26 protein-coding genes are annotated in these 26,117 nt (G+C 69.5%); 17 read left to right on the top strand and 9 right to left on the bottom strand.

Annotated elements, in window-relative coordinates:
- Positions 1-622: DUF6597 domain-containing transcriptional factor (locus tag FOZ76_RS10615; protein WP_143948197.1), on the bottom strand; the 622-nt coding region annotated here is incomplete at its 3' end.
- A 91-nt stretch (positions 623-713) separates the two neighbouring features.
- On the opposite strand from FOZ76_RS10615, the gene FOZ76_RS10610 reads away from it, so the two are divergent.
- Positions 714-1,481 carry an SIR2 family NAD-dependent protein deacylase gene (locus FOZ76_RS10610; protein ID WP_143948195.1) on the top strand — a complete coding sequence of 256 codons (768 nt, stop codon included), beginning with the start codon at positions 714-716 and terminating at the stop codon, positions 1,479-1,481.
- 34 nt (positions 1,482-1,515) lie between these two features.
- On the opposite strand, the gene sstT is transcribed toward FOZ76_RS10610, so the two are convergent.
- Positions 1,516-2,751 (bottom strand): serine/threonine transporter SstT, encoded by a 1,236-nt coding sequence (gene sstT / locus FOZ76_RS10605; protein WP_143948194.1) that lies wholly within the window; start codon positions 2,749-2,751, stop codon positions 1,516-1,518.
- A gap of 30 nt (positions 2,752-2,781) precedes the next feature.
- Positions 2,782-3,117: a thioredoxin family protein gene (locus FOZ76_RS10600; RefSeq protein WP_143948192.1), complete on the bottom strand. Its 336-nt coding sequence runs from the start codon at positions 3,115-3,117 to the stop codon at positions 2,782-2,784.
- Between the two features lie 116 nt (positions 3,118-3,233).
- Here FOZ76_RS10600 and FOZ76_RS10595 point away from each other — a divergent pair, with 116 nt between their 5' ends.
- The 4 genes from FOZ76_RS10595 to FOZ76_RS10580 all read left to right on the top strand — a co-directional run bounded on the left by FOZ76_RS10595 (position 3,234) and on the right by FOZ76_RS10580 (position 6,480).
- A complete protein-coding gene (locus FOZ76_RS10595; RefSeq protein ID WP_211366185.1) occupies positions 3,234-4,160 on the top strand; it encodes an ABC transporter ATP-binding protein in 927 nt (308 codons plus the stop codon).
- Positions 4,157-4,918 carry an ABC transporter permease gene (locus FOZ76_RS10590; RefSeq protein ID WP_143948190.1) on the top strand — a complete coding sequence of 254 codons (762 nt, stop codon included), beginning with the start codon at positions 4,157-4,159 and terminating at the stop codon, positions 4,916-4,918. Before FOZ76_RS10595 ends, FOZ76_RS10590 begins: the two co-directional genes overlap by 4 nt.
- Positions 4,919-5,078: 160 nt before the next feature.
- Positions 5,079-6,251 carry an MFS transporter gene (locus FOZ76_RS10585; protein WP_246129415.1) on the top strand — a complete coding sequence of 391 codons (1,173 nt, stop codon included), beginning with the start codon at positions 5,079-5,081 and terminating at the stop codon, positions 6,249-6,251.
- Between the two features lie 73 nt (positions 6,252-6,324).
- Positions 6,325-6,480, top strand: a complete 156-nt coding sequence (locus FOZ76_RS10580) for a DUF3309 family protein (protein ID WP_143948188.1) — start codon at positions 6,325-6,327, stop codon at positions 6,478-6,480.
- Positions 6,481-6,604: 124 nt separating this feature from the next.
- Here the strand turns inward: FOZ76_RS10580 and FOZ76_RS10575 are convergent, their stop codons facing one another.
- The 4 genes from FOZ76_RS10575 to gnd are packed head-to-tail and all read right to left on the bottom strand — an operon-like array spanning position 6,605 to position 10,465.
- Positions 6,605-7,228 carry a gluconokinase gene (locus FOZ76_RS10575; RefSeq protein ID WP_246129413.1) on the bottom strand — a complete coding sequence of 208 codons (624 nt, stop codon included), beginning with the start codon at positions 7,226-7,228 and terminating at the stop codon, positions 6,605-6,607.
- Entirely contained in the window at positions 7,225-7,977 is a 753-nt protein-coding gene (pgl, locus tag FOZ76_RS10570; protein ID WP_143948186.1) for a 6-phosphogluconolactonase, read from the bottom strand. Before pgl ends, FOZ76_RS10575 begins: the two co-directional genes overlap by 4 nt.
- Positions 7,974-9,473, bottom strand: a complete 1,500-nt coding sequence (zwf, locus tag FOZ76_RS10565) for a glucose-6-phosphate dehydrogenase (protein ID WP_246129412.1) — start codon at positions 9,471-9,473, stop codon at positions 7,974-7,976. Before zwf ends, pgl begins: the two co-directional genes overlap by 4 nt.
- A 35-nt stretch (positions 9,474-9,508) precedes the next feature.
- The gene (gnd, locus tag FOZ76_RS10560) at positions 9,509-10,465 is read right to left on the bottom strand and encodes a phosphogluconate dehydrogenase (NAD(+)-dependent, decarboxylating) (protein ID WP_143948183.1); all 957 of its coding nucleotides are present in this window, start codon (positions 10,463-10,465) and stop codon (positions 9,509-9,511) included.
- A 314-nt stretch (positions 10,466-10,779) separates the two neighbouring features.
- On the opposite strand from gnd, the gene FOZ76_RS10555 reads away from it, so the two are divergent.
- The 11 genes from FOZ76_RS10555 (at position 10,780) to FOZ76_RS10500 (ending at position 23,022) form a co-directional block, all read left to right on the top strand.
- Complete coding sequence (locus FOZ76_RS10555) at positions 10,780-10,983, top strand: cold-shock protein (protein ID WP_143948181.1); 204 nt, start codon at positions 10,780-10,782, stop codon at positions 10,981-10,983.
- A gap of 118 nt (positions 10,984-11,101) precedes the next feature.
- Positions 11,102-12,850: a uracil-xanthine permease family protein gene (locus tag FOZ76_RS10550; protein WP_143948179.1), complete on the top strand. Its 1,749-nt coding sequence runs from the start codon at positions 11,102-11,104 to the stop codon at positions 12,848-12,850.
- Between the two features lie 142 nt (positions 12,851-12,992).
- Complete coding sequence (locus tag FOZ76_RS10545; protein ID WP_143948178.1) at positions 12,993-15,191, top strand: putative bifunctional diguanylate cyclase/phosphodiesterase; 2,199 nt, start codon at positions 12,993-12,995, stop codon at positions 15,189-15,191.
- A gap of 283 nt (positions 15,192-15,474) precedes the next feature.
- Positions 15,475-18,381 (top strand): monovalent cation/H+ antiporter subunit A, encoded by a 2,907-nt coding sequence (locus FOZ76_RS10540; protein WP_143948176.1) that lies wholly within the window; start codon positions 15,475-15,477, stop codon positions 18,379-18,381.
- Entirely contained in the window at positions 18,381-18,725 is a 345-nt protein-coding gene (locus tag FOZ76_RS10535) for a Na+/H+ antiporter subunit C (protein WP_143948174.1), read from the top strand. Before FOZ76_RS10540 ends, FOZ76_RS10535 begins: the two co-directional genes overlap by 1 nt.
- Positions 18,722-20,362: a monovalent cation/H+ antiporter subunit D gene (locus tag FOZ76_RS10530; protein WP_246129410.1), complete on the top strand. Its 1,641-nt coding sequence runs from the start codon at positions 18,722-18,724 to the stop codon at positions 20,360-20,362. The genes FOZ76_RS10535 and FOZ76_RS10530 overlap by 4 nt, the downstream gene beginning before the upstream one ends.
- A gap of 3 nt (positions 20,363-20,365) precedes the next feature.
- Complete coding sequence (locus FOZ76_RS10525; RefSeq protein WP_143948173.1) at positions 20,366-20,857, top strand: Na+/H+ antiporter subunit E; 492 nt, start codon at positions 20,366-20,368, stop codon at positions 20,855-20,857.
- Entirely contained in the window at positions 20,854-21,132 is a 279-nt protein-coding gene (locus FOZ76_RS10520) for a K+/H+ antiporter subunit F (protein ID WP_143948171.1), read from the top strand. Before FOZ76_RS10525 ends, FOZ76_RS10520 begins: the two co-directional genes overlap by 4 nt.
- Positions 21,133-21,373: 241 nt before the next feature.
- On the top strand, positions 21,374-21,802 hold the full coding sequence (gene mnhG, locus FOZ76_RS10510) for a monovalent cation/H(+) antiporter subunit G (RefSeq protein ID WP_143948169.1): 429 nt from the start codon (positions 21,374-21,376) through the stop codon (positions 21,800-21,802).
- A 208-nt stretch (positions 21,803-22,010) separates the two neighbouring features.
- The gene (locus tag FOZ76_RS10505; protein WP_143948167.1) at positions 22,011-22,436 is read left to right on the top strand and encodes an OsmC family protein; all 426 of its coding nucleotides are present in this window, start codon (positions 22,011-22,013) and stop codon (positions 22,434-22,436) included.
- Between the two features lie 76 nt (positions 22,437-22,512).
- Entirely contained in the window at positions 22,513-23,022 is a 510-nt protein-coding gene (locus tag FOZ76_RS10500; protein WP_143948166.1) for a nucleoside 2-deoxyribosyltransferase, read from the top strand.
- Here the strand turns inward: FOZ76_RS10500 and FOZ76_RS10495 are convergent.
- Positions 23,009-23,989 carry a tripartite tricarboxylate transporter substrate binding protein gene (locus tag FOZ76_RS10495; protein WP_143948164.1) on the bottom strand — a complete coding sequence of 327 codons (981 nt, stop codon included), beginning with the start codon at positions 23,987-23,989 and terminating at the stop codon, positions 23,009-23,011. The genes FOZ76_RS10500 and FOZ76_RS10495 overlap by 14 nt on opposite strands.
- Positions 23,990-24,122: 133 nt before the next feature.
- Positions 24,123-25,469 (bottom strand): MATE family efflux transporter, encoded by a 1,347-nt coding sequence (locus FOZ76_RS10490; protein ID WP_170235380.1) that lies wholly within the window; start codon positions 25,467-25,469, stop codon positions 24,123-24,125.
- Positions 25,470-25,586: 117 nt separating this feature from the next.
- Between FOZ76_RS10490 and FOZ76_RS10485 the strand changes: the two genes are divergently transcribed.
- Positions 25,587-26,036, top strand: coding sequence for a MarR family winged helix-turn-helix transcriptional regulator (locus FOZ76_RS10485; RefSeq protein WP_246129408.1), 450 nt, complete (start codon positions 25,587-25,589; stop codon positions 26,034-26,036).
- Positions 26,037-26,117 lie beyond the last annotated feature (81 nt).

The following is a 26,117-nucleotide window of genomic DNA, read 5'->3' as shown; positions in this document are numbered from 1 at the left end:
CGGCACGACGCACACGCTGGATGCCGAGGAAGGTTTCCATGGGCAGCCCGACAGCGGCCCGCCAATGCCGTTCGGCTTGGCGGGGGCCGGTGCCGGCGAGGCGGCCGAGGCGGTCGATCGCCATGCCGGCCCGCGCCGGGGTCTCGGCGCTTGCCGCGAGCCAGCCGAGCAGGGCGTCCACCGCGTCACGACGAACCTGGCGCCGTGCCAGGTGGGCGAGCAGCGCTCGGTCGATGGCGCCGGGGCCTCCGGCGCCATGCGGGCCGAGCGAACGCAGTGCGAACGCCCACGGCACCGCCCCTTCGGCGGCGAGGTCGGTGTCGGTCAGCAAGGCGGCCGGGAATTCGACGAAGCGGCGTGCCTGCCCGGGCCGGAAACGCACGCCCACGTAACTGCCGTCCGGCGCCACCGCCAGCTCGCGCGGCCGGGTCGTGCTGCCATGGACGCGCAGCGCCGCGGCCGTGCCGGCCCAGGCGCAGACCAGGTCCACGCAGCCGTCCGGCAGTACGCGGTGCCGGCTCGTCCCGGCACTGCGGCTGACCCAGTAGCACGCCACGTAATCCGCCAGCGCGGGGTGCGGTGCGTGCAGGCGGACCCCTGTGCAAGGGTGCGAGTCGGGCATCGAGGTTCCTGTAAGCAGCGTACGGCCATTACGATAGAGCATCTCGCCGGCCGCGTGCCCGCCCTTTCTCGTCCTGCATCGCCACATCATCATGTCCATCGCCTTCACGACGCCTGCGGAATTGCTCGACGTACTGGCGGGCGCCAGGCGGCTCTGCGTGTTTTCCGGCGCGGGCGTATCCGCCGAAAGCGGTATCGCGACGTTCCGCCAGCCCGACACCGGGCTGTGGTCGCGTTTCGATCCGCTGATGCTGGCCACGCTGGAAGCCTTCCAGCGCGATCCCGCGCTGGTCTGGGGCTGGTACGAATGGCGCCGCGCGGCCGTGCTGCGCGCGCAGCCCAACCCGGCGCATCATGCGATCGCCGGGCTCGCGGCCCGGTTGCCGCAGGTGTGCGTGGTGACGCAGAACGTCGACGATCTGCACGAACGGGCCGGCGCCCGCGACGTCGTCCATCTGCACGGCAGCCTCGAGGCCGCGCGCTGCAGCCGCTGCGCTGCGCCCTATGCGCACCCGGCGGGCATTCCCGCCGTGACGCAGGGCGGCGAGCGCATGCCGCCACCGGCCTGCGCGGCCTGCGGCGGCCCGGTGCGCCCGGGCGTCGTGTGGTTCGGCGAGAGCTTGCCGATGCAGGCCTGGGCGCGTGCCGAGGCGTTGGCGCGCGAGGCGGACGTGTTCCTGTGCGTCGGTACCTCGGGGCTGGTCTACCCGGCCGCCAGCCTGCCGCAGCAGGCCGCCCGCGCCGGGGCCGCCGTGATCCAGGTGAACCCGGATGCCACCCCGCTGGACGGCTGTGCGCGCTGGAACCTGCGCGGCCCGGCGGGCGCGGTGATGCCCGCTCTGCTGGCCGCGCTGGGCTGAATCGCTCGGCGGTGACGCCGGATTGCGCGCGCCCTCACTCCCGCGCGGCCAGCTCCGCCGGATTGTCCGGCGCGCCCAGCACCGCAGCCGTGAAGATGACATCGGTATGCGAGTTCAGCGCCGTTTCGGCCGAATCCTGCACGACGCTGATGATGAAGCCCACGGCGACCACTTCCATGGCCTGGGCCGGCGAGATGCCGAACAGGCTGCAGGCGAGCGGGATGAGCAGCAGCGAGCCGCCGGCGACCCCTGACACGCCGCAGGCGCAGACGACCGCCACCACGCACAGCAGCAGGGCGCTGAAGAGGTCCACGTGGATGCCCAGCGTATGCGCGGCCGCCAGCGTGAGGACCGAGATGGTGACGGCGGCGCCGGCCATGTTGATCGCCGCGCCGATCGGGATCGAGACCGAATAGGTATCCTCGTCCAGCCCGAGCTTGCGGCAGAGTTCCATGTTGACCGGGATGTTGGCAGCCGAGCTGCGCGTGAAGAACGCTGTGACGCCGCTCTCGCGCAGGCAGGTGAGCACCAGCGGGTAGGGGTTCTTGCGCATGACGAACCCGGCGATCGCCGGGTTCACGATCAGGGTGACGATGAGCATGCCGCCGAGCAGCACGCCAAGCACGTGTGCATAGCCGCGCAGGGCGTCGAAGCCGGTATCGGCGACGGTCGAGGCGACCAGCCCGAAAATCCCGATCGGCGCCACGCGCACCACCATCCGCACGAGGCCGGTGACGCCGCGCGAGATGTCGTGCAGCACGTCGCGCGTGGTTTCGTTGGCGTGGCGCAGCATCATGCCCAGGCCGATGGCCCAGGCCAGGATGCCGATGAAGTTGGCATTGGCCAGGGCGTGCACGGGGTTGTCGACCACGCTCAGCGCCAGGTTGCGCAGGACTTCGGCCACGCCGCCCGGGGCGTTCACGGCGGCCGTGTCGCGCAGGATGAGCGTCGAAGGGAACATGAAACTCAGGGCGACGCCCACCAGCGCCGCGAGCAGCATGCCGATGACGTACAGGGACAGGATCGGCCGCACGCTGGTCTTGTTCTCGCGCCGCATGCCGGCGATCGACGCAATGATCAGGAAGAACACCAGGATCGGGGCGACCGACTTGAGCGCCGTGATGAAGATCTCGCCCAGGATGCCGACGGCGCTGCCGCCGGCGGGCCAGGCCACGGCGAGCAGAACGCCCAGGACCAGGCCGATGGCGATCTGGGTGACGAGGCTGCCGTGCAGCAGGAAATGGCGGAGGGAGCCGCGGGACGTGGTCATGGAGGGAGGCGAAAGGTCGGATGAGGGCCGTCAGGGCAGTTCGGCCGGCATGCTTTGCAGGGCGAGCGCGATCTGGCGGCGAATGTCCCAGCCCGCGAGCTGGGCGTCGATGCTGCCGTAGAACACGCCGTCGCGCACCAGGTACAGGGAAGGCAGGTGGAATACCTCGTAGCGCTCGAGCAGGCCGCGATTGTCCTCGGCGTCGATCCAGCACAGCCGTGCGACCGGCAGGTTCATCTCCGGCAGGGCGGCGCGGGCGGCCTTGCAGTTGCCGCAGCCGCGGCTGTGGAAGATCAGCAGCGACGCGCCGGGCGCATCGAGCAGGTAGCGATCCGCGGTGGTGTCTTCGAGTTCGATCTGATCCATGGCGCTGCTCGCAAAGGGCCGTATTTTATCTTGCGCGCCGGCTTGGTTTGACCCGGAAGAAAGCGAGCGGCCAGAGGATTATGATGGCGTCTTTCCTTCCCTCAGGGAGATCCCCAGTGCAACCCGCTCTATCGGTGCGCAACCTGGAAAAAACCTATGCCAGCGGCTTTCAGGCGTTGAAGGGTGTGAGCCTGGACGTGCGCGGCGGCGAAATCCTGGCCCTGCTGGGGCCCAACGGCGCGGGCAAGACCACGCTCATCAGCATCGCCTGCGGCCTGGTGAATCCCAGCGGCGGCAGCGTGCTGGCCGACGGCCACGACGTGGTGCGCGAGTACCGCGCCGCGCGCGAGCGCATCGGCCTGGTGCCGCAGGAGCTCTTCACCGACGCCTTCGAGAGTGTGTGGGCGACCGTCACCTTCAGCCGCGGGCTGTTCGGCAAGCCGCCGGCCCCGGACTACATCGAGCAGTTGCTGCGCGAGCTTTCGCTCTGGGACAAGCGCGATGCGCGCGTGATGGCGCTCTCGGGCGGCATGAAACGGCGTGTGATGATCGCCAAGGCCTTGTCGCACGAGCCGGGCATCCTGTTCCTGGACGAGCCCACCGCCGGCGTCGACGTGGAGCTGCGGCGCGACATGTGGCGCATGGTGGACCGGCTGCGCCAGCGCGGCGTGACCATCGTGCTGACCACGCACTACATCGAGGAGGCCGAGGAAATGGCCGACCGCATCGCGGTCATCAGCAAGGGCGAAATCCTGCTCGTCGAGGACAAGGCGGTGCTCATGCGCCAGCTCGGCAAGCGCGAAGTGCTGCTCACGCTGCGCACGCCGCTGACGGAGCTGCCCAGGATGCTCGAGGGCTTGCCGCTCACGATCAGCGAGGACGGCACGACCCTGGTCTATGCCTTCGACGCGGCGGGCGGCGGCCCGGGCATCGCCGCGCTGCTCGCCCAGGTGTCGGCCAGCGGCATCGACTATGTGGACGTGGCAACCCGCCAGAGTTCGCTCGAGGATATTTTCGTCAGCCTGGTGAGGTCCCACGCATGAACTGGTATGCGATCCACGCGATCTACCGTTTCGAGATGGCCCGCATGGGTCGCACGCTGATGCAGAGCATCGCGTCGCCGGTGATTTCGACGTCCCTGTACTTCGTGGTGTTCGGCACCGCCATCGGTTCGCGGGTGGGCGACATCGACGGCGTGAGCTACGGCGCCTTCATCATCCCGGGCCTGCTGATGCTCTCGCTCATGACCGAGAGCATCTCCAACGCCTCGTTCGGCATCTTCATGCCCAAGTACTCGGGCACGATCTACGAAGTGCTGTCGGCGCCGATCTCGTTCATGGAGATCGTGCTCGGCTACGTGGGGGCGGCGGCGACCAAATCGCTGATCCTGGCCGTGATCATCCTGCTCACCGCGCGCGCCTTCATTCCGTACCACATCGAGCATCCGTTCTGGATGCTGCTCTTTCTCTTGCTGACGGTGGTCACGTTCAGCCTGTTCGGCTTCGTGCTGGGCGTCTGGGCCCAGGGTTTCGAGAAGCTGCAGGTGGTGCCGATGATGATCATCACGCCGCTCACTTTTCTCGGCGGCAGCTTCTATTCGATCAGCATGCTGCCGCCGTTCTGGCAGACGGTGACGCTGTTCAACCCGGTGGTCTACCTGGTGAGCGGGTTTCGCTGGAGCTTCTACGGCGTGGCCGACGTGGGCGTGGGCGTGAGCGTGGCCATGACGGCGGCGTTCCTGCTGCTCTGCCTGGCCGCGGTGGCCTGGATCTTCCGCACGGGCTATCACCTGAAGAACTGACCGTGGCAGAGGTCGGCTGAACCGCGCGGTACACTGGCATGCGGCCGCGCTCGACAGCGTGCGCCCGCATCCACGCACAATCCCGACCAGCAGAGGCAGTCCGGTGCAGCAGGCGTTTCCAGGCGCGCGGTTTTCCCCCCAGATGATGCTGGCGGCGCTGATGAGCGGGTTCGTGTTGAGCCAGGCCTACCGCACGCTGGCCGGCATCCTCGGGCTGCCGGTGCAGGCCGAGCTCGCGCTCAGCCCGCAGGAGCTCGGCGTCTTCGCGGCGATGTTCCACCTCGCCTTCGGCATCACGCAGATCGGCATGGGCGTGGCGCTCGACATGCATGGGGTGCGCCGCGTGATCCTGGCGGTGTCCCCGTTTAGCGTGGTCGGCGCCGCCATGTCTTCGCTGGCGCAGGATTTCCCCTGGCTGCTGTTGGGGCAGGCGCTGATCGGCATCGGCTGCGCGCCGGCTTTCCTGGTCTGCACGCTGCTGCTCGCGCGCGCCTTTCCCGCCGAACGCTTCGCGGCGCTCTCGGGCATGGTGCTGGGGGTGGGCGGACTGGGCCTGGTCGTCACGGGCACGCCCATGGCCTGGCTGATCGAGTGGGGCTCCTGGCGCACGGTGTTCACGCTGCTCGCGGTGGCGTCCGCGCTGTCCTGGATCGCGATGTTCGCGGTGGTGGGCCGCGACGCGCCGGCCAAGGGCGCACCTCGCGAGAGCCTCGGCCAGGCGCTGCGGGGTTTCGGCGGCCTGTTCCTGCTGCCGCACACGGCCGGCATCATGGTGCTCGGCAGCCTGGTCTATGCCGCCTTTCTCACCGTGCGCGGGCTGTGGCTGGGGCCGATGCTGATCGAGCGCGAGGGCTATACGCTGGTGCAGAGCGGCAATGTGGCGCTGGTGATGTCCCTGGTGGCGCTGTTCTCGCCGCCGCTGTTCGGCCGGCTCGACCCGGGGCCGCTGCGCCGGCCGCGCTGGCTGATCGCCGGCACGCTGGCGCTGGCCGCGCTGTTCCTCGTGCTCGGCTGGGCCCGCGGCGCGGTGATCAGCGCGGTGCTGCCCCTCGTCATCGCCGCCCTGAGCGGCTTCGCCGTGCTGCAGTACGCCGACGTGCGCAGCGCCTACCCGCCTTCGCTCACTGGGCGCGCCATGTCGGTCTTCACGATGGCGATGTTCCTGGGCATCGGCATCATGCAGTGGGTGACCGGGCTGGTCGCCGCGTTCGCCCAGCGCATGGGCTGGGACATCTTCGCGACGGTCTACACCTTCATCTTCGGCTGCCTGGCGGCCGGCGCCGCCGCCTACGCCTGGCTGCCCAGACCGCCGGCACAGCACGCGCCGGATTGACTCCGGCCGAGCCGGGCCCGCTGCTTGCGTCATGGATGGCTACACACACCATCCATCGACGCACGGAGGCTTCATGTTCGGCACATTGCTCCTCATCGTACTGATCCTGCTCCTGATCGGAGCCCTGCCAGCGTGGCCGTACAGCCGGGGCTGGGGCTACGGGCCGACAGGCGGGCTCGGTCTGCTGCTGGTGATCCTGCTCGTGCTGTTCGCACTGGGCTACATCTGAGCCGACCCGCCGGCGCTCCGGCGCCGGCTCGCGCAGCGCGCTCCGAACCGGACACGGGCGGGTTCGGAGCGCGCTGTGGTTGCCTGGCCGAGCGGGTTCCGGTTCGCAGGTTCCGGTCGGCGCTTCAGGCCTTGCCCTCGGTGCGGTGCGGGACCCCGGGGCGCTGTGCGCAGCGCGCCAGCCATTCGACGGCCTGGCGTACTTTGGTGTCGAGCGGAATGCCGATGTCCAGCACCAGCACGGGCTCGTCCTCGTCGGGTTCCTCGAGCGTGGCCAACTGGCTCGCCAGCAGCGAGGACGCCATGAAATGCCCCTTGCGTCCGTCCAGCCGTTCGCTGAGTGCCTCATAGGTGCCGCGCAGGTAGATCAGGCACACGCTGGGATGGTGTTCGCGGATGTAGTCGCGGTAGCGCCGGCGCAGGGCGGAGCAGCTCAGCGTGCCGCCGCCCCCGGCCGCCTCGCGCGTGGCGATCCAGGCACGGATGGCGTCCAGCCAGGGCGCGCGATCGGCGTCGGTGAGCGCGGTGCCGGCGTTCAGCTTGGCGATGTTGCCGGGCGGATGCAGGTCGTCGCCTTCCTGGAAGGGCCAGGACAAGGCCTCGGCCAGGCGGCGTGCCAGGGTGGTCTTGCCGCTGCCGCTCACGCCCATGACCACGGCCACGGGCTTGATGCCTGTGCCCGGCCGCCCGGAGGAGGCTGAGGCCCCCTCGGGGGGCAGCGAATGCAATGCGCGTGGGGGTGCCATCATGCCAGTTCCCCCGCGGCGTCGCGATCCAGGAACCACGCGCGTTCGCCCCGGGTCTGGACTTGTGCGGCGGGCAGGCTGGTGTCGCCGGCTGCGATGCGCTGCACGATCTCGTGCTTGTCCTTGCCGGTCACGACGAAGGCCAGGGCGGCGGTGCTCGCCAGCACCGGCAGCGTGAGCGTGACGCGGTCGGGCGGCGCGGGGCGATGCACTGCGCAGGCCCAGGTGCGCGCCGACAGCGCGGGGTCGCCCGGGAACAGCGAGGCCGTGTGGCCGTCCGCGCCGATGCCCAGCAGGACCACATCGAACAGCGGCCGGTTCGCGTCCAGATGCTGCGCGCCGTAGTGCGCCTTGAGTTGGGCGTCGTACTGCGCGGCCGCCTGTGCGGCGGGCAGCTCCGGCACGGGGTGAAGGTGCGTCGCCGGAATGGGCACGCGGCTCAACCAGGTGGCCTGGGCGGCCCCGGCGTTGTTCTCCGGGTGGGCCAGGGGCACGCAACGTTCGTCGCACCAGAATACGTGCAGCCGGTTCCACGCGAAGCTGCCGCGCCAGGCGGGCGAGGCGAGCAGGCGGTACAGGGCGAGCGGGGTGCGTCCGCCCGAGATGGCGATGGTGGCCGCGCGGCCGCGCACGCTGGCCAGGCGGTCGGACATCCAGCAGGCGATGGCGGCCGTCAGGTGCGCCGCGTCGTCGGTGACGACCAGGTGATCGGCGGGCAGGGCCCGGGGGTCATGCTGTGCGCCGCCACTCACGACGAAGGTCTCCACCAGTCGAAACCGTCGCGCTGGATCAGGTCGTCGGCCTCGGCCGGTCCGTCCTCCCCGGCGCGGTAGCCGCAGGGTTTGCGTTCGCACCACGCGCGCTGGAACGGCCCGATCGCCGTCCAGGCCGCCTCGGCTTCCTGCGCCGTCGGGAACAGTGTCTGCACGCCGGTGAGGCAGTGATAGAGCAGTGTTTCGTAGCCCGTGCTCGCCTTGTCGGGGAAAAGGTCCGCCGGGTTGTGCTGCAGCGTAGTGCGGCCCAGTTCGACGATCGGCCCGGGCGGGCGTACCGACCATTCCATGGCGATGCTCTCCTGTGGGTCGAGCGTGAGCACGAGGCGGGTGGGGCCTGCGCTCTGGTTGGGCAGCCCGTGCTCGGGCGCGCGGAACTGCACCACGATCTCGGTGGAGCGCCGCGACAGGCACTTGCCGGTGCGCAGGTAGAACGGCACACCCGTCCAGCGGGGCGCGTCCAGGGTGAGGCGCACGGCGATATAGGTTTCGGTGGTGCTGTCCGGCGGCACGTTGCCGGCCTCCAGATAACCCGGCTGGCCATTGCCGGCGGTGTACTGGCCGCAGACGCTGTTGCGCAGGGCCAGGTCGTCGGCCTGTACCTCGATCGCCCGGATGGCGTCCGTCTTCGCCTTGCGCCAACCGGCCTCGTCGGGCGTGGCGGGAGGTTCCATGGCGACCTGGGCCAACAGTTGGAACAAGTGGTTGGGCACCATGTCGCGCAGGGCGCCGGTGCGGTCGTAGAAGCGGCCGCGCGAGCCGACGCCGAGAGTCTCCAGGGCGCTGATCTGGACGTGCTCGATGTGCCGGTGGTTCCAGAACGCGTCGACGATACCGTTGGCGAAGCGCTGCACACCGATGTTGCGGGTGGCGTCCTTGGCCGCGAAGTGATCGACGCGGTAGATCTGCCTTTCGTGCAGGTGCCGGTAGAGCAGCGCATTGAGCTGCTGCGCGCTGGCCAGGTCGGTGCCGAAGGGCTTTTCGATGGCGACGCGGCGAAAGCCGCCCCGGCCTTCGTCGCACAGTCCGGCATCTGCGAGCTGCTGCACGATGGTTGCGAAAAAGCCGGGTGAGGTAGCCAGGTAGAAGACGGCGTTGGCCCCGGGCCGTTGCGCCAGCTCGCGGGCGATGTCCTGGTAGGCGTCCGGGTCCGTGAAATCGCCCTTGAGGTAGTGCAGGCGTTCGCGCAGGCTGCGCCAGCAGGCCGGCACGACTTTCTCCCCGCCGCCTTCGGCCTCCGGATGCCGGGTCAGATCGTGCAGAAAGCCGCTCAGGCGTTCTCGAAATGCCTCGTCGGTGGCCTCGTTGTGGTCGATGCCGTAGACCTCGGTGGCGTCGTCGAGCAGCCCGTCGCGGCACAGGCGGTACAGCGACGGCACGAGCAGACGCTGCACCAGGTCGCCGTGGGCGCCGAAGATGAACAGCAGGGCGGGCGGGGCGGCCGGGTGCGCGGACTGGTTCCTTGTATCCTGCACGGACGCTCCCTTTTCGGACGGCCGGGCGGGGGCGCTCATCGGCGCACCCCGAGGCCATGTCCGCCGAAGCCGTGGCGCAGCGCGGACAGGACGCGGTCGGCGTAGCTGTCCTGCTGTTGCGAGCGGAAGCGGGCGAAGAGGGCGGCCGCGAGCACCGGCACCGGCACGCCGTGCTCGACGGCGCTGTCCACGGTCCAGCGGCCTTCGCCGCTGTCGCCCACGGCGCCGGCGAAGTCGGTGAGCTCGCCGTCGTGCGTCAGCGCTTCGGCCGCCAGATCCAGCAGCCAGGAGGAGACGACGCTGCCGCGCCGCCAGGCCTGCGCGACCGCGGCGACGTCGATGTCATAGGAGTCGGTGGCAGCGGTGCGCTTGGCGTGCAGCAGGTGCAGGCCTTCGGCCAGCGCCTGCATCATGCCGTACTCGATGCCGTTGTGGACCATCTTCGCGTAGTGGCCGGCGCCGGCCGGCCCGACGTGCACATAGCCTTGCGCGGGCCTCGGGTCGGCACCGGCGGGCGGCTTTTCGCCGCCCGGCGCCAGCGCGGCGAAGAGCGGGTCCAGGCGTCGCACGGCAGCGTCCGGGCCGCCGATCATCAGGCAATAGCCGCGCTCGAGCCCGTGCACACCGCCCGACGTGCCGATGTCCAGATAGTCGATGCCGCGCGCGCGCAAGGCCGCGGCGCGGCGTACGTCGTCCTTGTAGAAGGTGTTGCCGCCGTCGATGACGGTGTCCCCGGGTTCGAGCCGCTTGCCCAGCCGCGTGATGGTGTCCTCGGTGGGGGCGCCCGCGGGCAGCATGACCCAGACCACGCGCGGAGCGGGCAGCGCCGCCACCAGTTCGTCGAGGCCGGACGCGCCTTGCGCGCCGTCCTGCGCGAGCGTGCCGATGGTGTCGGGGTTTGCGTCGTGGACGACGGCCGTGTGGCCATGCCGCAACAGGCGGCGCACGAGGTTGGCGCCCATCCTGCCCAGGCCGATCATGCCGATCTGCATCGAGTCTCTCCTACGCATCGCCTGGCGCATCGGCGCGGCGCGGCCAGGCCATGTTCCGCGATGCTCGGCGCTTCAGCATATGGTGTTCCCAGCCGGTCGCGCTAGCCGCAAATGGCAGGTTTTCACGGCTGAGAAATGCATGGTTTTCAGGGGTTGACAAGGTTTTCGTTCCCCAGCATAGTGCGCAGCAAGATTTTCAAGTGTCTAGCGCGTAGCTTGCGTAAGCCGGATTCGGTTTCTGTCCTGCTGCCTATCCTTGATTTTCTGTTTCCCCTGGGCTTTTTTTGCCCTTTATCGTTTTGAGGAAAAGCAGTATGGAAACCGGTATCGTCAAGTGGTTCAACGCGGAGAAAGGCTTCGGCTTCATCGTCCCCGATGCGGGCGGTAAGGATCTCTTCGCCCACTTTTCGGAAATCCAAGGTTCGGGTTACCGCACCCTGGAAGAGAACCAGCGCGTGAGCTACGTGCCTGGTCAAGGCCCGAAGGGTCCCCAAGCCACCAAGATCCAGCCGCTGTAATCAGCAGCGATTCTTGAGCTAGACAAAGCCCGCATTCGCGGGCTTTGTTTTTTCGCTGCAGGCGAAGCGCCCCGCCCCGCCTCGGCTCGACGCAGCCTTCTCCGATGTCCGCCTTCCGATGCCTCTGCGTCTGCCCGCCGTCCTGCGCCGCCGCCGTCCGCCGGATCTCCTGTATGCGGCGGACGAGCGCCCGCCCGCTCTCGCCTGGCTGATCCTGGCGGCGCAGCATGCCGGCACTGCGCTCGCGCTCACGGCCTACGCGCTGGTGGCCGCCAGTGTGGCGGGCCTGAGCCCGCAGGACACACGCAGCTTCCTCGCGCTCAGCATTCTCGCCATGGCCGTGGCCACCCTGCTGCAATCCTGGGGTGGGCGCACCGGCAGCGCAAGCCTGCTCGTTCATATCCCCGCGCCGGGCATGCTCGGCTTCACCGGGGCCGCGCTGGCGGCGCACGGCCCGGGCGGCCTGTTCGCCGTCGGCCTGGTGACGGGCGCGGTCGCGCTTGCGGTCAGCCTGTGCGTGGACCGTCTGCGCAGCCTGTTTCCACCGAGCGTGGCGGGGGCGGTGGTCTGTTTGGTGGGGTTGTCGCTGGTGCCGGGCGCCTTGCGCAATGCCAGCGGGCTGGGCTTGCAAGGGGCCGGCGTTGCGCCGGCCGCGCTGGCCATGTCCGGCGTGACGCTCGCCGTGATCGTCGGCGTCATCGTCTGGGGCGGCCGGCGCGCCAGTGTGTTCGGGCTGGCGCTGGGCATGTTCGCGGGCGTCGCCATGGCCATCGTGCTGGACGGCCTGCCCGTGGCGGCGGATGCGGGCGGCGTTCCCTGGCTCGCGCTGCCCGCCCCCGGTTTGCCGAGTCTGGCTTTCGACCCCATGCTGCTCATCGGCGTCGCGCTCACCGCGACGCTTTCCCAGCTCGACGTGTTCGGCGGCGCGGTCATGCTGCAACGCATGGACGACGCCGACTGGCGCCGTGTCGATCTGCCGCGGGCCGCGGCCGCGCTGCGTGCCGGCGGCCTTGCCAACCTGCTCGGCGGGTGCGTGGGCGCCCAGCCCGTCGGCCTGTCCTCGGCCAACATCGGTTTGTGCCACGTCACGCGCTGCACCTCGCGCTGGGTGGGCCTGGGCTGCGGCCTGCTGCTGGCGGTGGTCGCCTGCATGCCCAAGGTCGCGCTGGCCCTGACCCTGGTGCCCGGTGCGGTGCTCGGCGGGGTGCAGATCTACGCGGCCGCCTATCTCATGGTGAGCGGGATGCAGCTCATCGTCTCGCGTGCGCTCGATGTCCGGGCGCATTGCGTCGTGGGCCTGAGCCTGCTCGTCGGCGTCGGGCTGATGAGCGTGCCGCTGCTCGCGCAGCAGGGGCCGGGCTGGCTGCAGCAAGTGACGGCCAGCGGTTTCGTGGCGGGCGGGCTGGTGGCCGTGATCGGCAACCTGCTCACCCGGCTCGGTGTGGCCTCGCGCGCCCGATTGCAGCTCGATCCCGCAACCGATGGCCGTGCGCTGACCGACTGGATGCAGGGCTGCGCCGCCCGATGGGGCGTGCGCCGCGATGTGGCGCCGCGCGTCGCGCAGGCGGGGCTCGAGGCGCTCGAATGGCTGCGCGCGGCCGGTCGCGCGCCGAGCCAAGTCGAGTTCCACTTCGACGAGCTGCGCCTGCGGTTGGTGTTTCGCCATGCGGGGCCTGCCTTGCCGCTGCGGCGTGCAACGGCGTTCGACGCTCTGCTGCCCGACCTGCGCGAGGCGCTCCAGGACGACGCTGCGCTGGACAGGGCGATGGCCCGGGTGCCTGCCGCGCTGGTGAGCCGGCTGGCCGACCGAGTGTCGGTGCATACGGGCGCGCGCGGGGCCGAACTGCGGCTGGCGTTCGAGCATTGACCATGACTGGGCGTCCACGCGGCGGCCGGCTAGGCCGGCGGTAACATCCGGAAGGGTAATTCCGGTGGCAAATTCTTACGGCTGCGATAACCTTGAGGCGTGGATACGATTCGTCGCATTGTCGGCGAGCACCGGGGGAACCATGCCGGAGTCTGTCAATGCCAAGATCGAGCCCCGGGAGCAATGCCGGTTGGAGGCGCTCGCAGCGTATCGCGTGCTGGATACGCCGCCCGAAGACGATCTCGACCGTCTCGTACGCCTGGCGGTGGGCCTGTTCAATGTGCCCATTGCCGCCATTGCGCTGATCGACAGCAATCGACTTTTCCTGAAAGCCTCGGCGGGGTTGCCGGCCGGGGAGATCGGCTACGAGCGTCCCGGCGGACGGGGCGTATTCGACCTGGCCGAGCCGCTGATCATCCCCGACCTGCGCGAGCAGGGTTTAAACCATCCCTTCCAGCATGTAGAACCTGCCGTCGCCTTTTGCGCGGCGGTGCCGCTCGACGCTCCGGAAGGCACGCAACTGGGTGTTTTCCTGCTGCTCGACACCCGGCGCCGCGACGATTTCGATCTCGCGCGGGTGGACCGGCTGGGCGAGCTCGCCCGCCTCGCGCTGGAGCGGCTGGAGATCCGCAGGCTCGATGCGGCGTGCCGGATCAGCCGGGCGCGGCTGGAGTTCATTGCTCGTGGTTCGCCCGACGCGGTCCTGACCTGCGACGACACGGGGCGTCTGGTGTTCTGGAATGCCGGCGCCCAGCGCCTCTTCGGGCTCACCGACACCCAGGCCCCGGGCCTGGAATTCGCCAGCCTGCTCGAGGCGCCCTCGGCCGCGGTCTTCCTGGACCAACTGCAGGCGCTGCGCCGTGTCGAGGCCGCGCACGCGTATGCCCAGGACAAGCTGCTGGTGGTGCAGCGGCGCACGGGCAACCTGCTGCTCGAGGTCAACCTGTCGCGCTGGTGGGAGGCCGGCTGCCCGGCCTACAGCATCATCGCGCGCGATGTGTCGGCGCGCAATCGGCGGGAGGCGCGGTTGCTCGGCATGGCCAACTTCGATGCGCTCACCGAGCTGCCCAATGCCGCCATGTTCCGCCGCGCGCTGAGCGGCTTGATGGGCGCGAACCAGCCCTTCGCGCTGTTGCTGCTGGGCATGGAAGGGCTGAAGGCCATCAACGACGAGCGTGGCGCGCGCGTGGGCGACGCGGCCCTGCGCTCGATCGGCCATCGGCTGCGGCTCTTCTTTTCGGACGATGCCATCCTCGCGCGCCTGGCGGGTGCCGAGTTCGGCATCGCGCTGCAGGGGGAGACCGAACCCGACCGGGTGGCGGGGCTGTGCCGCGGGCTCTTCGATGCGCTGGCCGAGCCGCTGGTGCTCGACGGCGTGGCGGTGGAACTCGGGTGCTGTGTCGGCGTCGCCTTCCATCCGGCCGATGCGAGCGAGGTCGAGGGCCTGATGGGCGATGCCGACCTGGCGCTCTACGAAGCGCGGCGGCAGGGCGACGACTCCTGCCGCTTCTTCGTGCCGCAGTTGCGCGAGGCCGTAGTCCGGCGCAAGAAGCTGACGACCGAGCTGCGCAGCGCCATCGAGCTCGGGCAGTTCGAGCTGTTCTATCAGCCGCAGGTCGACCTGCACACACGTGAAGTCATCGGCGCCGAGGCGCTGCTGCGCTGGCGGCATCCGGTGGCCGGGGTGCTGTTGCCGGAGCATTTCCTGGCCGTGCTCGAGACGCTGCCCAACATGCAGCAGGTCGGCCGCTGGATACTGACCAGCGCATGCCGGCAGGCGGCCGTGTGGCGGCGCGTCTTTCCGCGGTTCCGCATCTCGGTGAATCTCTTTCCTGCGCAACTGCATCACGAGCAATTGCTGCATACGGTCCAGCAGGCGCTGAACGAGAGCGGGCTGCCGCCGCAGGCACTGGTGCTGGAGGTGACCGAGCACACCGTGCTCAAGCCCAATCCGCGTCTGTCCCAGGCGCTCGCCGACCTCTGCCACGCGGGCGTGGGTGTGGCGTTCGACGACTACGGGACAGGTTATGCTTCGCTGAGTCTGCTCAAGCGGCTGCCGGTCACGCGGCTCAAGCTCGACCGCGCGTTCGTCGCGAACGTGCCGGGCGACCTGGGCGACGCCGCGGTCATCCAGGCCGTACTCTACCTGGGCGGGCGTTTCCGCCTCGACGTGATCGCCGAGGGTATCGAGAACGAAGCGCAGGCCAGGTTCCTGCGCGAGCACGGCTGCGGGGCGGGCCAGGGCAATCATTATGGCGAGCCGGTTCCCGCTCCCGAGTTCGCGACGCGTTTTCTCGGGCCGGGGCCCCGGCCCGAGCTGGCCACGCCGCGCTCGAACTGAGCGCGGCCTCTGCCGGGGCGACGGCGCTTCGTTCGTCACCTTCGGTTTCCATTCTGTCATTTTGCTTGCGGCATGCTGTCAGTTGGCACGCATGTTCGACCGGGCTTTGCATTTTTGCGCACTATTTTGGTGCATGCGCAACTTTTTTGGAAAGTTAACCGAACTTCGCAGCAGATATTCGTCGAAGATACCAGTTTTGCGACGGAAAACAGAATATCCTGCAGGTAAAATCCACTCTGCGCGGCTCGCCGCGCGGGGACAAGCATCGCTCCGGGCTGCGTAAATGTCGTTAATTACCATCGTTCTGCTCCCATTCATCGGCAGTGTCGTCGCCGGCATGTTGCCGGCGAACGCGCGCAACCGAGAAGCATGGTTGGCAGGGGCAATCGCTCTTGCCGGCCTCATCCTCGCCGGCGGCCTCTATCCGACCGTGGCCGCCGGCGAGATCGTCAGGGTCGAGTATGCGTGGTTGCCCCAGATCGGGCTCAACCTCTCGCTGCGCATGGACGGCTTTGCCTGGCTGTTTGCCGTCATCATTCTGGCCGTCGGTCTGATGGTGGTGGTCTACGCGCGCTACTACATGTCGCCGGAAGACCCCGTCCCGCGGTTCTTCAGCTTCTTTCTCGCCTTCATGGGCGCCATGCTGGGGCTCGTGCTCTCTGGCAATCTGATCCAGCTCGTGCTCTTCTGGGAGATGACCAGCCTCGTCTCCTTCATGCTGATCGGCTATTGGCATCACAACGCGGAGGCGCGGCGCGGCGCGCGCATGGCGCTGATCGTGACGGGCACCGGCGGCCTGGCCCTGCTCGCCGGCGTGCTCCTGCTCGGGCGGGTCGTCGGCAGCTACGAGCTGGACGTGGTGCTGGCGGCCGGCGACGTGGTGCGCGCGCACCCGTGGTACATCCCGATCCTGATCCTGATCCTGCTCGGCGCCTTCACCAAGAGCGCGCAGTTCCCGTTCCATTTCTGGCTGCCGCGCGCGATGGCCGCGCCCACGCCGGTGTCCGCCTATCTGCACTCGGCCACCATGGTCAAGGCAGGGGTGTTCCTGCTCGTGCGCCTGTGGCCGGTGCTGGCGGGTACGGACGCCTGGTTCTGGATCGTCGGCACCGCGGGCCTGATCACGCTGCTGATGGGCGCCTACGCCGCGATCTTCCAGCAGGATCTGAAGGGTCTGCTGGCCTATTCCACCATCAGCCACCTCGGCCTGATCACCTTGCTGCTGGGCCTGAACAGCCCCCTGGGCGCGGTCGCCGCGATCTTCCACATCCTGAACCACGCCACCTTCAAGGCGGGGCTCTTCATGGCGGCCGGGATCATCGATCACGAGACCGGCACCCGCGACATCCGGCGCCTGAGCGGCCTGTACCGGGCCATGCCCATCACCGCCACGCTCGCCATGGTCGCCAGCGCGTCCATGGCCGGCGTGCCGCTGCTCAACGGCTTCATCTCCAAGGAGATGTTCTTCACCGAGACCGTCCTGGTTACGGGCAATGCGTTCGTGCGCATCGGCCTGCCGTTCCTGGCCACGGTGGCCGGCATGTTCAGCGTGGCCTACTCCATGCGCTTCATCCTCGACGTGTTCTTCGGCCCGCCGGCGACCGACCTGCCGCGCACGCCGCACGAACCGCCGCGCTGGATGCGCTTTCCCATCGAGCTGCTGGTGCTCGCCTGCCTGGTGGTCGGCATCATCCCGGGCATGACCGTGGGCGGCGTGCTGGACGTCGCCGCGCTGTCGGTGGTGGGGACACAGATGCCGCAGTACACGCTGGCGCTGTGGCACGGCTTCAACCTGCCGCTGGTGATGAGCCTGATCGCGCTGCTCGGCGGCATCGCCATCTTCTTCCTGCTGCACCGCTTCCTGCAGTTCAGCACCCTCGAGCGCGTGCCGCTGATCGGCGGGCTCGACGGGCGCAGTACCTTCGAGGCCACGCTGAACGCGCTGGGCGCCACCGCCGACCGGCTCGAGCGCCTGTTCGGCACCCAGCGCCTGCAGCCGCAGCTCTTCATCGTGGTCGGGCTCGCGCTGCTGGCCGGGGTCGCGCCCTTCATCGGCAACGGCCTCACGCTGGGCACCAAGGTGCTCACGCCGGTCGACCTGTCGTTCGTGCTGCTGTGGGTCGCGGGCCTGGCCTGCGCGTTCGGCGCGGCCTGGCAGGCCAAGTACCACCGCCTGGCCGCGCTCATGCTGATGGGCGGCTCGGGCCTGGTCACGTGCGTGACCTTCGTCTGGTTCTCGGCGCCCGACCTGGCGCTGACCCAGCTTATGGTCGAGGTCGTGACCATGATCCTGATCCTGCTCGGCCTGCGCTGGCTGCCGCCGCTCAAGCGGGCCGAGGAGAAGCTCGGCCCGGGCGCACGCCGCACGAGCCGGCGGGTGCGCGACGTGTTCCTCGCCATCGCCGTGGGCGGGGGCATGGCGGCGGCGGCGTTCGCCATCCTGACGCGCAGCTTCCCGCAGAGCATTTCGCCGTACTTCCTGGAGCGCGCGCAGCCCGAGGGCGGCGGCACCAACGTCGTCAATGTGATCCTGGTCGACTTCCGCGGCTTCGACACCATGGGCGAACTGGTGGTCGTGGCCATCGTCGGGCTGATCGTCTATGCGCTGTTGCGCCGGTTCCGGCCGGCGCCGGAAAGCCTGGAGCTGCCGACCCAGCAGCGCGGCCCGCGGGCCAAGGACGTGCCGAACACCCTCGGCGCGGATGACCAGGCCTACGGCTACCTGCGTGTGCCGGGCGTGCTGGTGCGCCTGCTGCTGCCGATCCTGGGCATGGTCTCGATCTACCTGCTGCTGCGCGGCCACAACCTGCCGGGCGGCGGCTTCGTCGCCGGCCTGGTGACCGCCGTCGCCATCATCCTGCAGTACATCGTGGGCGGCACCCTGTGGGTCGAGAAGCACATGAAGATGCGGCCGCAGCGCTGGATCGGCGTCGGCCTGCTCTTCGCGGTGTGCACGGGCCTGGGCGCGTTCGTGGTCGGCTTCCCGTTCCTCACCTCGCATTCGACCTATGTCCACATTCCCTTGGTCGGCGACGTGCACGTCGCGAGCGCGCTGGCGTTCGACCTGGGCGTGTTCGGCGTGGTCGTGGGGTCCACGGTGCTCATCCTGACGGCGATCGCCCACCAGTCGGTGCGCAGCCACCGCGCGGCGGCGGTCACGCAGGGCGCCGCAGAATCGGGAGGCGCGTAATGGAACTCGTTCTGGCACTGGGCATCGGCGGCTTGACCGGGGCGGGCGTGTGGCTGCTGCTGCGCCCGCGCACATACCAGGTCATCCTAGGGTTGTCCTTCATTTCCTATGCAGTCAATCTTTTCATCTTCGCCATGGGCCGCCTGTCGATCGACCAGGCTCCCATCCAGGAAGCGGGCCGCTTCGCGAGCCTGCTGCAGTACGACGATCCGCTGCCGCAGGCGCTGGTGCTGACCGCGATCGTCATCGGTTTCGCCATGACCGCGCTGTTTCTGGTGGTCCTGCTCGCCTCGCGCGGGCTGGCGGGGACCGATCACGTCGATGGTAAGGAGCCGGACGAATGACGAGTCCGATGGATCATTTGCTGGTGCTGATGGTGGCGCTGCCCCTGCTGGTGGGCGGCGCGATGCTGTTGCTGAGCGAGCGCCGGCGCGCGCTCAAGGCCGCGCTGGGCCTGACCAACGTGCTGGTGCTGCTGGGCATCGCGGTCACGCTCGCCTGGCGCCTGAACGCCGGCGAGACCTGGCCGGATTCGCTCGCGGTCTACCTGGTGTCCAACTGGTCGGCGCCGTTCGGCATTAGCCTGGTCGCCGACCGCCTCTCGGCGCTGATGCTGGTCATGACCTCGGTGCTGGCGCTGGCTTCGCTCACCTTCGCGGTGGCGCGCTGGGACCGCGCCGGGGTGCATTTCCATCCGCTGTTCCAGTTCATGCTGATGGGGGTGAACGGCGCCTTCCTGACCGGCGACGTCTTCAACCTGTTCGTGTTCTTCGAGATCATGCTGGCCGCTTCCTACGGGCTGGTGCTGCACGGCTCGGGCTGGCCGCGCGTGAAGTCGGGGATGCACTACATCGTCATCAACCTGCTGGCGTCCTCGGTGTTCCTGGTCGGGGTGGCGATGATCTACGGCGTGACCGGCACCCTGAACATGGCCGATCTCGCCGCCAAAGTGCCGCACATCGCCGGCGCCGACCGCGTGCTGCTCGAGGCCGGCGCCGGCGTGCTGGCCATCGCCTTTCTGGCCAAGAGCGCGATGTGGCCCCTCAACTTCTGGCTCACGCCCGCCTACTCGGCGGCCAGCCCGCCGGTGGCCGCGATCTTCGCGATCCTCAGCAAGGTCGGCGTGTATGCCGTGCTGCGCCTGTGGCTGCTGATGTTCAACCCGGGCTACGAGGGGGCGCCGGATTTCGGCGGCCAGTGGCTGGTGTACGGTGGCCTGGCCACGCTGGCGTTCGGCAGCATCGGCCTGCTCGCCTCGCAGGAGTTCAACCGTCTCGCTTGCTTCAGCCTGATCGTGTCATCCGGCACGCTCATCGCCGCGGTGGGGTTCGGCAGCATCGAGGTCACGGCGGGCGCGCTGTTCTACATGGTCAGTTCCACCTTCGCTGTGGCCGCCTTCTTCCTGCTCATCGAACTGGTCGAGCGCACGCGGGTGTTCGGCGCCAACGTGCTCGCGCTCACCATGGAAGCCTTCCAGGCGGAGGGCGCGATCGAGTCGGCCGAGGTGGACGAGGTGGGCGTGGCGATCCCGATGGCCATGGCCTTCCTCGGGCTGGCCTTCTTCACCTGCGCGCTGCTGATGGCGGGCCTGCCGCCGCTCTCGGGCTTTCTCGCCAAGTTCGCCATCCTGTCCGCGGTGCTCGAGCCGGCCGGCGCGGCGACGCCCTGGGTCACGCAGGGCATGGTCTGGTGCATGATCGCCCTGGTCATCGTCTCCGGCCTGGCCGCGGTGATTTCGCTGTCGCGCGCCGGCGTGCGCGCATTCTGGGCGCCCGCCGACCGCACCCTGCCGCGCCTGCGCGTCATCGAAGTCGGCCCGATCGCGCTCCTGCTGGGCCTGTGCGTGGCGATGACCGTGGCCGCCGGCCCGACCATGCGCTACATGGAGTCCGCCGCCACCGCGCTGTTCGCGCCCACCGACTACAGCCGGGGCGTGCTGCTGACGCCGCGCGTTCCGTCTCCCTCGGCCCTGGAGGAATGAGCCATGCTCAAGCGTTGGTTCCCTTCGCCCCTGCTCTCGCTGTTCCTGCTCGCGCTGTGGCTGCTGCTCAATCAAAGCCTGTCGCTGGGCCACATCCTGCTGGGCGCTCTGCTCGCGTGGTACGGGCCCTACGCGACGCGCAAGCTGCGCCCCACGCCGGTGCGGGTGCGCGCGCCGCTCGCCCTGGTGCGCCTGGTCGGCCGCGTGGCCGTGGACATCGTGACGTCCAACATCGCGGTGGCCGGGGTGGTGCTGGGCAAGCCCGAGCGCCGGCAGCGTTCGGGCTTCATGAAGATCCCCCTGGACATGCATGACTCCCACGGCTTGGCCGCGCTGGCGAGCATCCTGACCGCCTGCCCGGGCACGGTCTGGGCGGGCCTGAACGAAGAAACGAACGTGCTGACGATCCACGTGCTCGACCTGCAGGACGAGGGCGAGTGGGTGGACATCGTCAAGAACCGCTACGAAAAACTGCTGATGGAGATTTTCGAATGATTCCCGTCCTGTCCATAGCCATCGCGGTTTCGCTGTTCCTGCTCGCCCTCGCCGTGCTGTGCGCCGCGATCCGGCTGCTGAAGGGGCCCACTGCGCAGGATCGGGTGGTCGCGCTCGACTGCCTGTACGTGAGCGGCATGCTGATGCTGCTGATCCTGGGCATCCGCTTCGGCCACCATCTCTATTTCGAAGTGGCGCTGCTGATCGCGCTGTTCGGCCTGGCCGGCTCGGTCGCGATGGCCAAGTTCCTGCTGCGCGGCGAGGTGATCGAATGAGCGCCGCCGCCCGGCCGCCCGAAGGCGGCGCGTCCTCCCGCGGGGAGGTGGTCGCGCAGCGACCGGAGGGCACATCCATGAGCGCCGCCGCCCGGCCGCCCGAAGGCGGCGCTCCCTCCCGCGGGGAGGTGGTCGCGCAGCGACCGGAGGGTAAACCGGCCCACGCCGCCGCCCGGCCGCCCGAAGGCGGCGCGATCCCTCCCGCGGGGAGGATGTCGCGCAGCGACAGGAGGCTACACCCATGAGCCCGGACAGCATTCCCTTCTGGGCGCAGTGCGTGGTCGCGCTCCTGCTGCTGTGCGGCTCGACGCTGGCCCTGATCGGCGCGTTCGGTCTGCTGCGGCTGGCCAATTTCTTTCAGCGCATCCACTCGCCGGCGCTCGGCAATACGCTGGGGACGTGGTGTACGGTGGCCGCGTCGATGCTGTTCTTCACCTTGCTCACCGGGCGTCCGGTGGTGCACGAGCTGATGATCGGCCTGTTCATCGTCATCACCGCCCCCGTGACGTCGATCCTGCTGGTGCGCGCCGCGCTGGGACGGGATCGGCGCGCGCGGCCGGGGCTCGAGGATTCGCCCGAGGGCGAGACCAACGTCGAGGATACCGGGCCCGACCACGGCGAGGCGTCGATCCGGCCCCGCGTCGCCGAGCCCGGGTCGGCCTCGTCCTGATCACGGGCGAGGGCGAACCTGCCCGGGCTCCCGCGCTGCTCTGGCATGGCGCTTGCAGCCCGTTCTGCCGCCCGTGCCGGCGCAGCGGCGCTGGCGCCGCCGCCGTTGCGGCGCAGCCTGAACGTTCCGGGGCACAGGCACCCCGAATCGCCGCGGCGAGGCGCTTGCGCACGCCGGCGGCGCGCGCAAGCAAATCACGGAGGCTCAGATGAAGAAATCAGGTTCGGCCGTCTGGCAGGGCGGCATCAAGGACGGTGCAGGTTCGGTATCCACCGAGACCGGTGTGCTCAAGGATGCGGCGTATGGGTTCAACTCGCGCTTCGGCGAGGGCAAGGGCACCAACCCCGAGGAGTTGCTCGGCGCGGCGCATGCCGGCTGCTTTTCGATGGCGCTCGCCAACCAGCTCGGCGAGGCCAAGCTCACGCCCGAGCGCATCGAGACCCAGGCCACGGTCACGCTGGACAAGGACTCGTCCGGTTTCGTGATCACCGACGTGCATCTGCAGGTCAGCGCCAAGGTGCCGGGCGCGACGCAGGAGAACTTCCAGCAGGCGGCGCGCGCGGCCAAGGAAGGCTGCCCGGTATCGCGCCTGTTCAACGCCAACATCACGATGGAGGCGCGTCTGCTCGACTGACCGCGGCCCAGGCGCCAGCCATTCGAGCTTGGCGCTTGCAAGCGCCCCGGATCCGCTTTTTCTCGGAGCAGGCAGGATGCGCATCTATCTGGCGGGTTTCGACGTGTTCCGCCCCGACGCGGTGGCCCATGGCGAACGCCTGAAGGCCTTGTGCGCCGAACTCGGCATGCAGGGCTGGTATCCCCTGGACAACGAGATTGCTCGGGATCTGCGCAGCGCCGAGGCGGCCCGCGCGATCTGCGAGGCGAACCTCGACCTGATCCGGCGCTGCGATGCGGTGGCCGCGAACCTGAACCCGTTCCGCGGCCACGAACCCGATTCCGGCACGGTGTTCGAAGTGGGCTACGCCGTCGCGCTCGGCAAGCCGGTCTGGGCCTACGCCGAAGCGGCCGGCGATATCGTCTCCCGGGTCACCGGCCAGCGCGCCGAGGCCGGTATGGTCTATACCGACGGCCAGGGCTACACCGTGGAGAACTTCGGCCTCGGCCTGAACCTGATGATCGCCTGCAGCGTGCGGCTCGTGCCAGGCGACGCAGCGGCCTGCCTGCGCGCGCTCGCGGCCGCGCACGGCCTCACTGCGCCTTGATGCCGGCCTGGCGCACCACGTCGGCGTAGTGCGCCATTTCGTCCTGCAGCATGGCGCCGAAGGCCTGCGGCGTACCCGGCGTGGTCATGATCGCGGCGGCTGCCAGCGATTCGCGCACGGTGGGCTGCTCGAGCACCGCATTGACGTCGGCATTGATGCGTTCGACGAGCGCGTCGGGCACGCCCGCGGGGGCGATCAGGCCGTTCCACGAGCTGGAGACGACGCCCTCGATGCCCTGCTCGCGCAGGGTGGGGATGTCCGGCGCGAACGGGGAGCGTTCGGAGGCCGCTACACCGATCGCCTTGACCTTGCCGGCCTGGAGCTGGGGCAGGGCTTCGGGAAGGTTGGCGAACATGACGTCGATCTGGCCGCCGATGAGGTCGGCCAGCGCCGGCGTCTGCCCCTTGTAGGGCACGTGCAGCATCGGCGTGCCGGCGAACTGGGCGAACATTTCGCCGGCCAGGTGGGCCGAACTGCCGTTGCCGAACGAGCCGTACGACACCTTGCCGGGCTGGGCGCGCACGAGTTCGAGCAGAGCCTGGGCGTTGTCGGCGGGAAGATCCTGGCGCGCGACGAGGACGTGGTCCGAGCGGGCCATCGAGGCGATCGGGCGCAGGTCCTTCTGGCTGTCGTAGGGCAGGCTGGCCAGCAGGCTGGGGTTCACCGTGAAGCTGCCGGTGACGGTGCCCAGCGTATAGCCGTCGGCGGGTGCCTTGGCCACGGTGTCGACGCCGATGACGGTGCCCGCGCCGGGCTTGTTCTCGACCACCACGGGCTGGCCCCAGCGTTCGGACAGGCCCTGGGCCACGCGCCGGCTGACGGTGTCGGTGGTGCCGCCCGGCGCGAAGGGCACGATGAGCTTGACCGGGCGTTCAGGAAAGGCCTTGTCGGCCGCCACGGCGGCGGGGCTGGCAAAGGCGGCGAGTGCGCAGGCGAACGCGAGCGGAAAGGCGAGGACGGGTTTCATTTTTCACACGTTAACAATTAACACGTTAATTAATGTCGCGCTTTTGGTCGATGCCGACCATACGCGTAAACCCGCATCCTTTGCGGCGCAAGCCTACCGCTACTGCGGTGCGCCCCTACGCCCGACAGGCAGCTCAGCGGCTGCATGCCCCCGTCGCCAGCCCGTCGTCCGCGCCGGGCTGGGGTGCGACGCGCGCCGGTGGGCGCGACACGAGATGGATCGCGTACAGGTTCGCCAGGCCGTAGAGCATGAATGCGCAGGCGATCGCGATGAAGAAGGCGCGCGGTTCGGGGGTCAGGGCGGCGGCGATCGCGCTGCCCGCGGCCACTCCCAGCACCCGCAGGCCGGCGCCGCCCAGGGCGGGGCCGATGCGTCCGAACGCCTGCGAGGCGAAAAAAGCCGTCAGGCCGAAGCCGAAGAAAAGATAGAAGGGGCCGACGTGGCGCAGGTACAGCGCAGCGGCGTCATGGGCGGCGGGCGCGATGTCGAACCAGCGCAGCCAGAGCGCCGGAAAGAGCGCCGCGGCGCTGCCGATCACGCCCAGCAGCAGCCCCGAGCCGAGCACCCCGGCCATGGCGTAGCGCCGCGCCGCCAGGTGATCGCCCGCGCCGCGCGCCTGGCCGGCGAGAGCGACCAGGGACATGCCAATGCTGAAGGCGAAGGGAACGAGCACGTACTCGAAGCGTGCGCCGATGCCGAAACCGATCAGCACGTCCTGGCCATAGCGCGTGGCATAGGAGGTGGCGAGCACGACCGAGAGATTGGCGAGCAGCACGGCGCCGATCGAGGGCACGCCGATGCGCAGGATGCTGCGCGCGACCGGGGACTGCCAGCGAAACTCGCGCAGACCGGCGAGCGCGCGCGTGCGGTGGACCGCCACGACGAGCGGGAGCAGGCTCAGCGTGTACGACGCGGCCCAGCTCGCGCCGATGCCCGCCACACCCCAGTGCGCCGCCAGACGCGGCGCGAGCAGGGCGTGCATCGCGGCCGCGCAGATCAGCGCGCCGGCCGGCAGCCACATGCGGCCCTGCCCGCGCGCGATGCCGGCCAGCGCGCCCGTCAGCCACACGCCGACGCAGCCCAGGAAGATGGGCGTCGCATAGCGCACGGCTTCGGCGAGCACGTCGCCCGATCCACCCATCGCGGCCAGCGCGCGCGGCGCGAACGCGACGCCGCCGACGCAGAACAGCACGCCGATCACCCCTGCGGTGAGCACGGCGTGCCAGGCCACGCTGCGCATGGCCGCCGCATCGCGCGCGCCGGTCGAGCGGGCGATCATGCCGCCGACGGCCGCGCCGAAGGCGCCGTTGGAAGTCTGGCCGATGAGCATCTGCAGCGGCAGCACGAGCGCCACGCCCGCCAGCGCGGTGGCGCCCAGGCGGGCGGCGACCATGCCGTCGACCGTCGCCATGAGCAGTTGCGCCGCGAAGGCGACCAGGTTGGGCAGGGCGAGGCGGGAGATGGCAAGGAACAGCGGCATGGCGTATCCGAAAGCGGCGGCTGGGCGCAGCCTGCGGCTCGCCAAGGTGGTACCGTGCATATGCACGTAATGTGCAGGTAATATACTCCCAGCTCCTTTCGCGGCCAAGCGTTGCTCATGATGGCTTCCGACACAGCCGGTCCGCCTTCCGTCACCGGATGCACCGCCTTTCGCTTGCGCAAGCTGTCACGTCGCGTCAGCCAGCATTACGACGGGCACCTGGCGGCGGCAGGTTTGCGCTCCACCCAGTTCTCGTTGCTGAGCGTGCTCATGGGCGACGTGCCGCCCACGCTCACCCAGCTTGCCGACACGCTCGAGATGGACCGCACCACGCTCACCCGCAACCTCAAGCCGCTCGCCACGGCGGGCTGGGTCCGCACGTCCGTGGGCGACGACGGGCGCAGCCGGACCGTGCACATCACCGAGGAGGGCAGGGCGCGCTGGCGCGCCGGCCGTCCGCTCTGGCGCGAGGCGCAGCGCAGCCTGCACACGGCGCTGGGCCTGCCGCAAGTCGAGCGCTTGCACCAGGCGCTGGACGATGCGCTGGCGCACTTGCCGGCGCACTGACCGGTACCGGGATGGCCGTGCGCCGGCCTGCGGTATTCTCACCTGCGTTGCGTCCTGTCACGATTGCCCCGCGCGGGGCGC

Origin of the sequence: Verticiella sediminum, from assembly GCF_007558815.1 — a bacterium.
In the GTDB taxonomy this organism is placed as follows: Bacteria; Pseudomonadota; Gammaproteobacteria; order Burkholderiales; family Burkholderiaceae_B; genus Verticiella; species Verticiella sediminum.
Note: the sequence above shows the minus strand (reverse complement) of the source record. Positions and strands in the feature narration are given on the sequence as shown.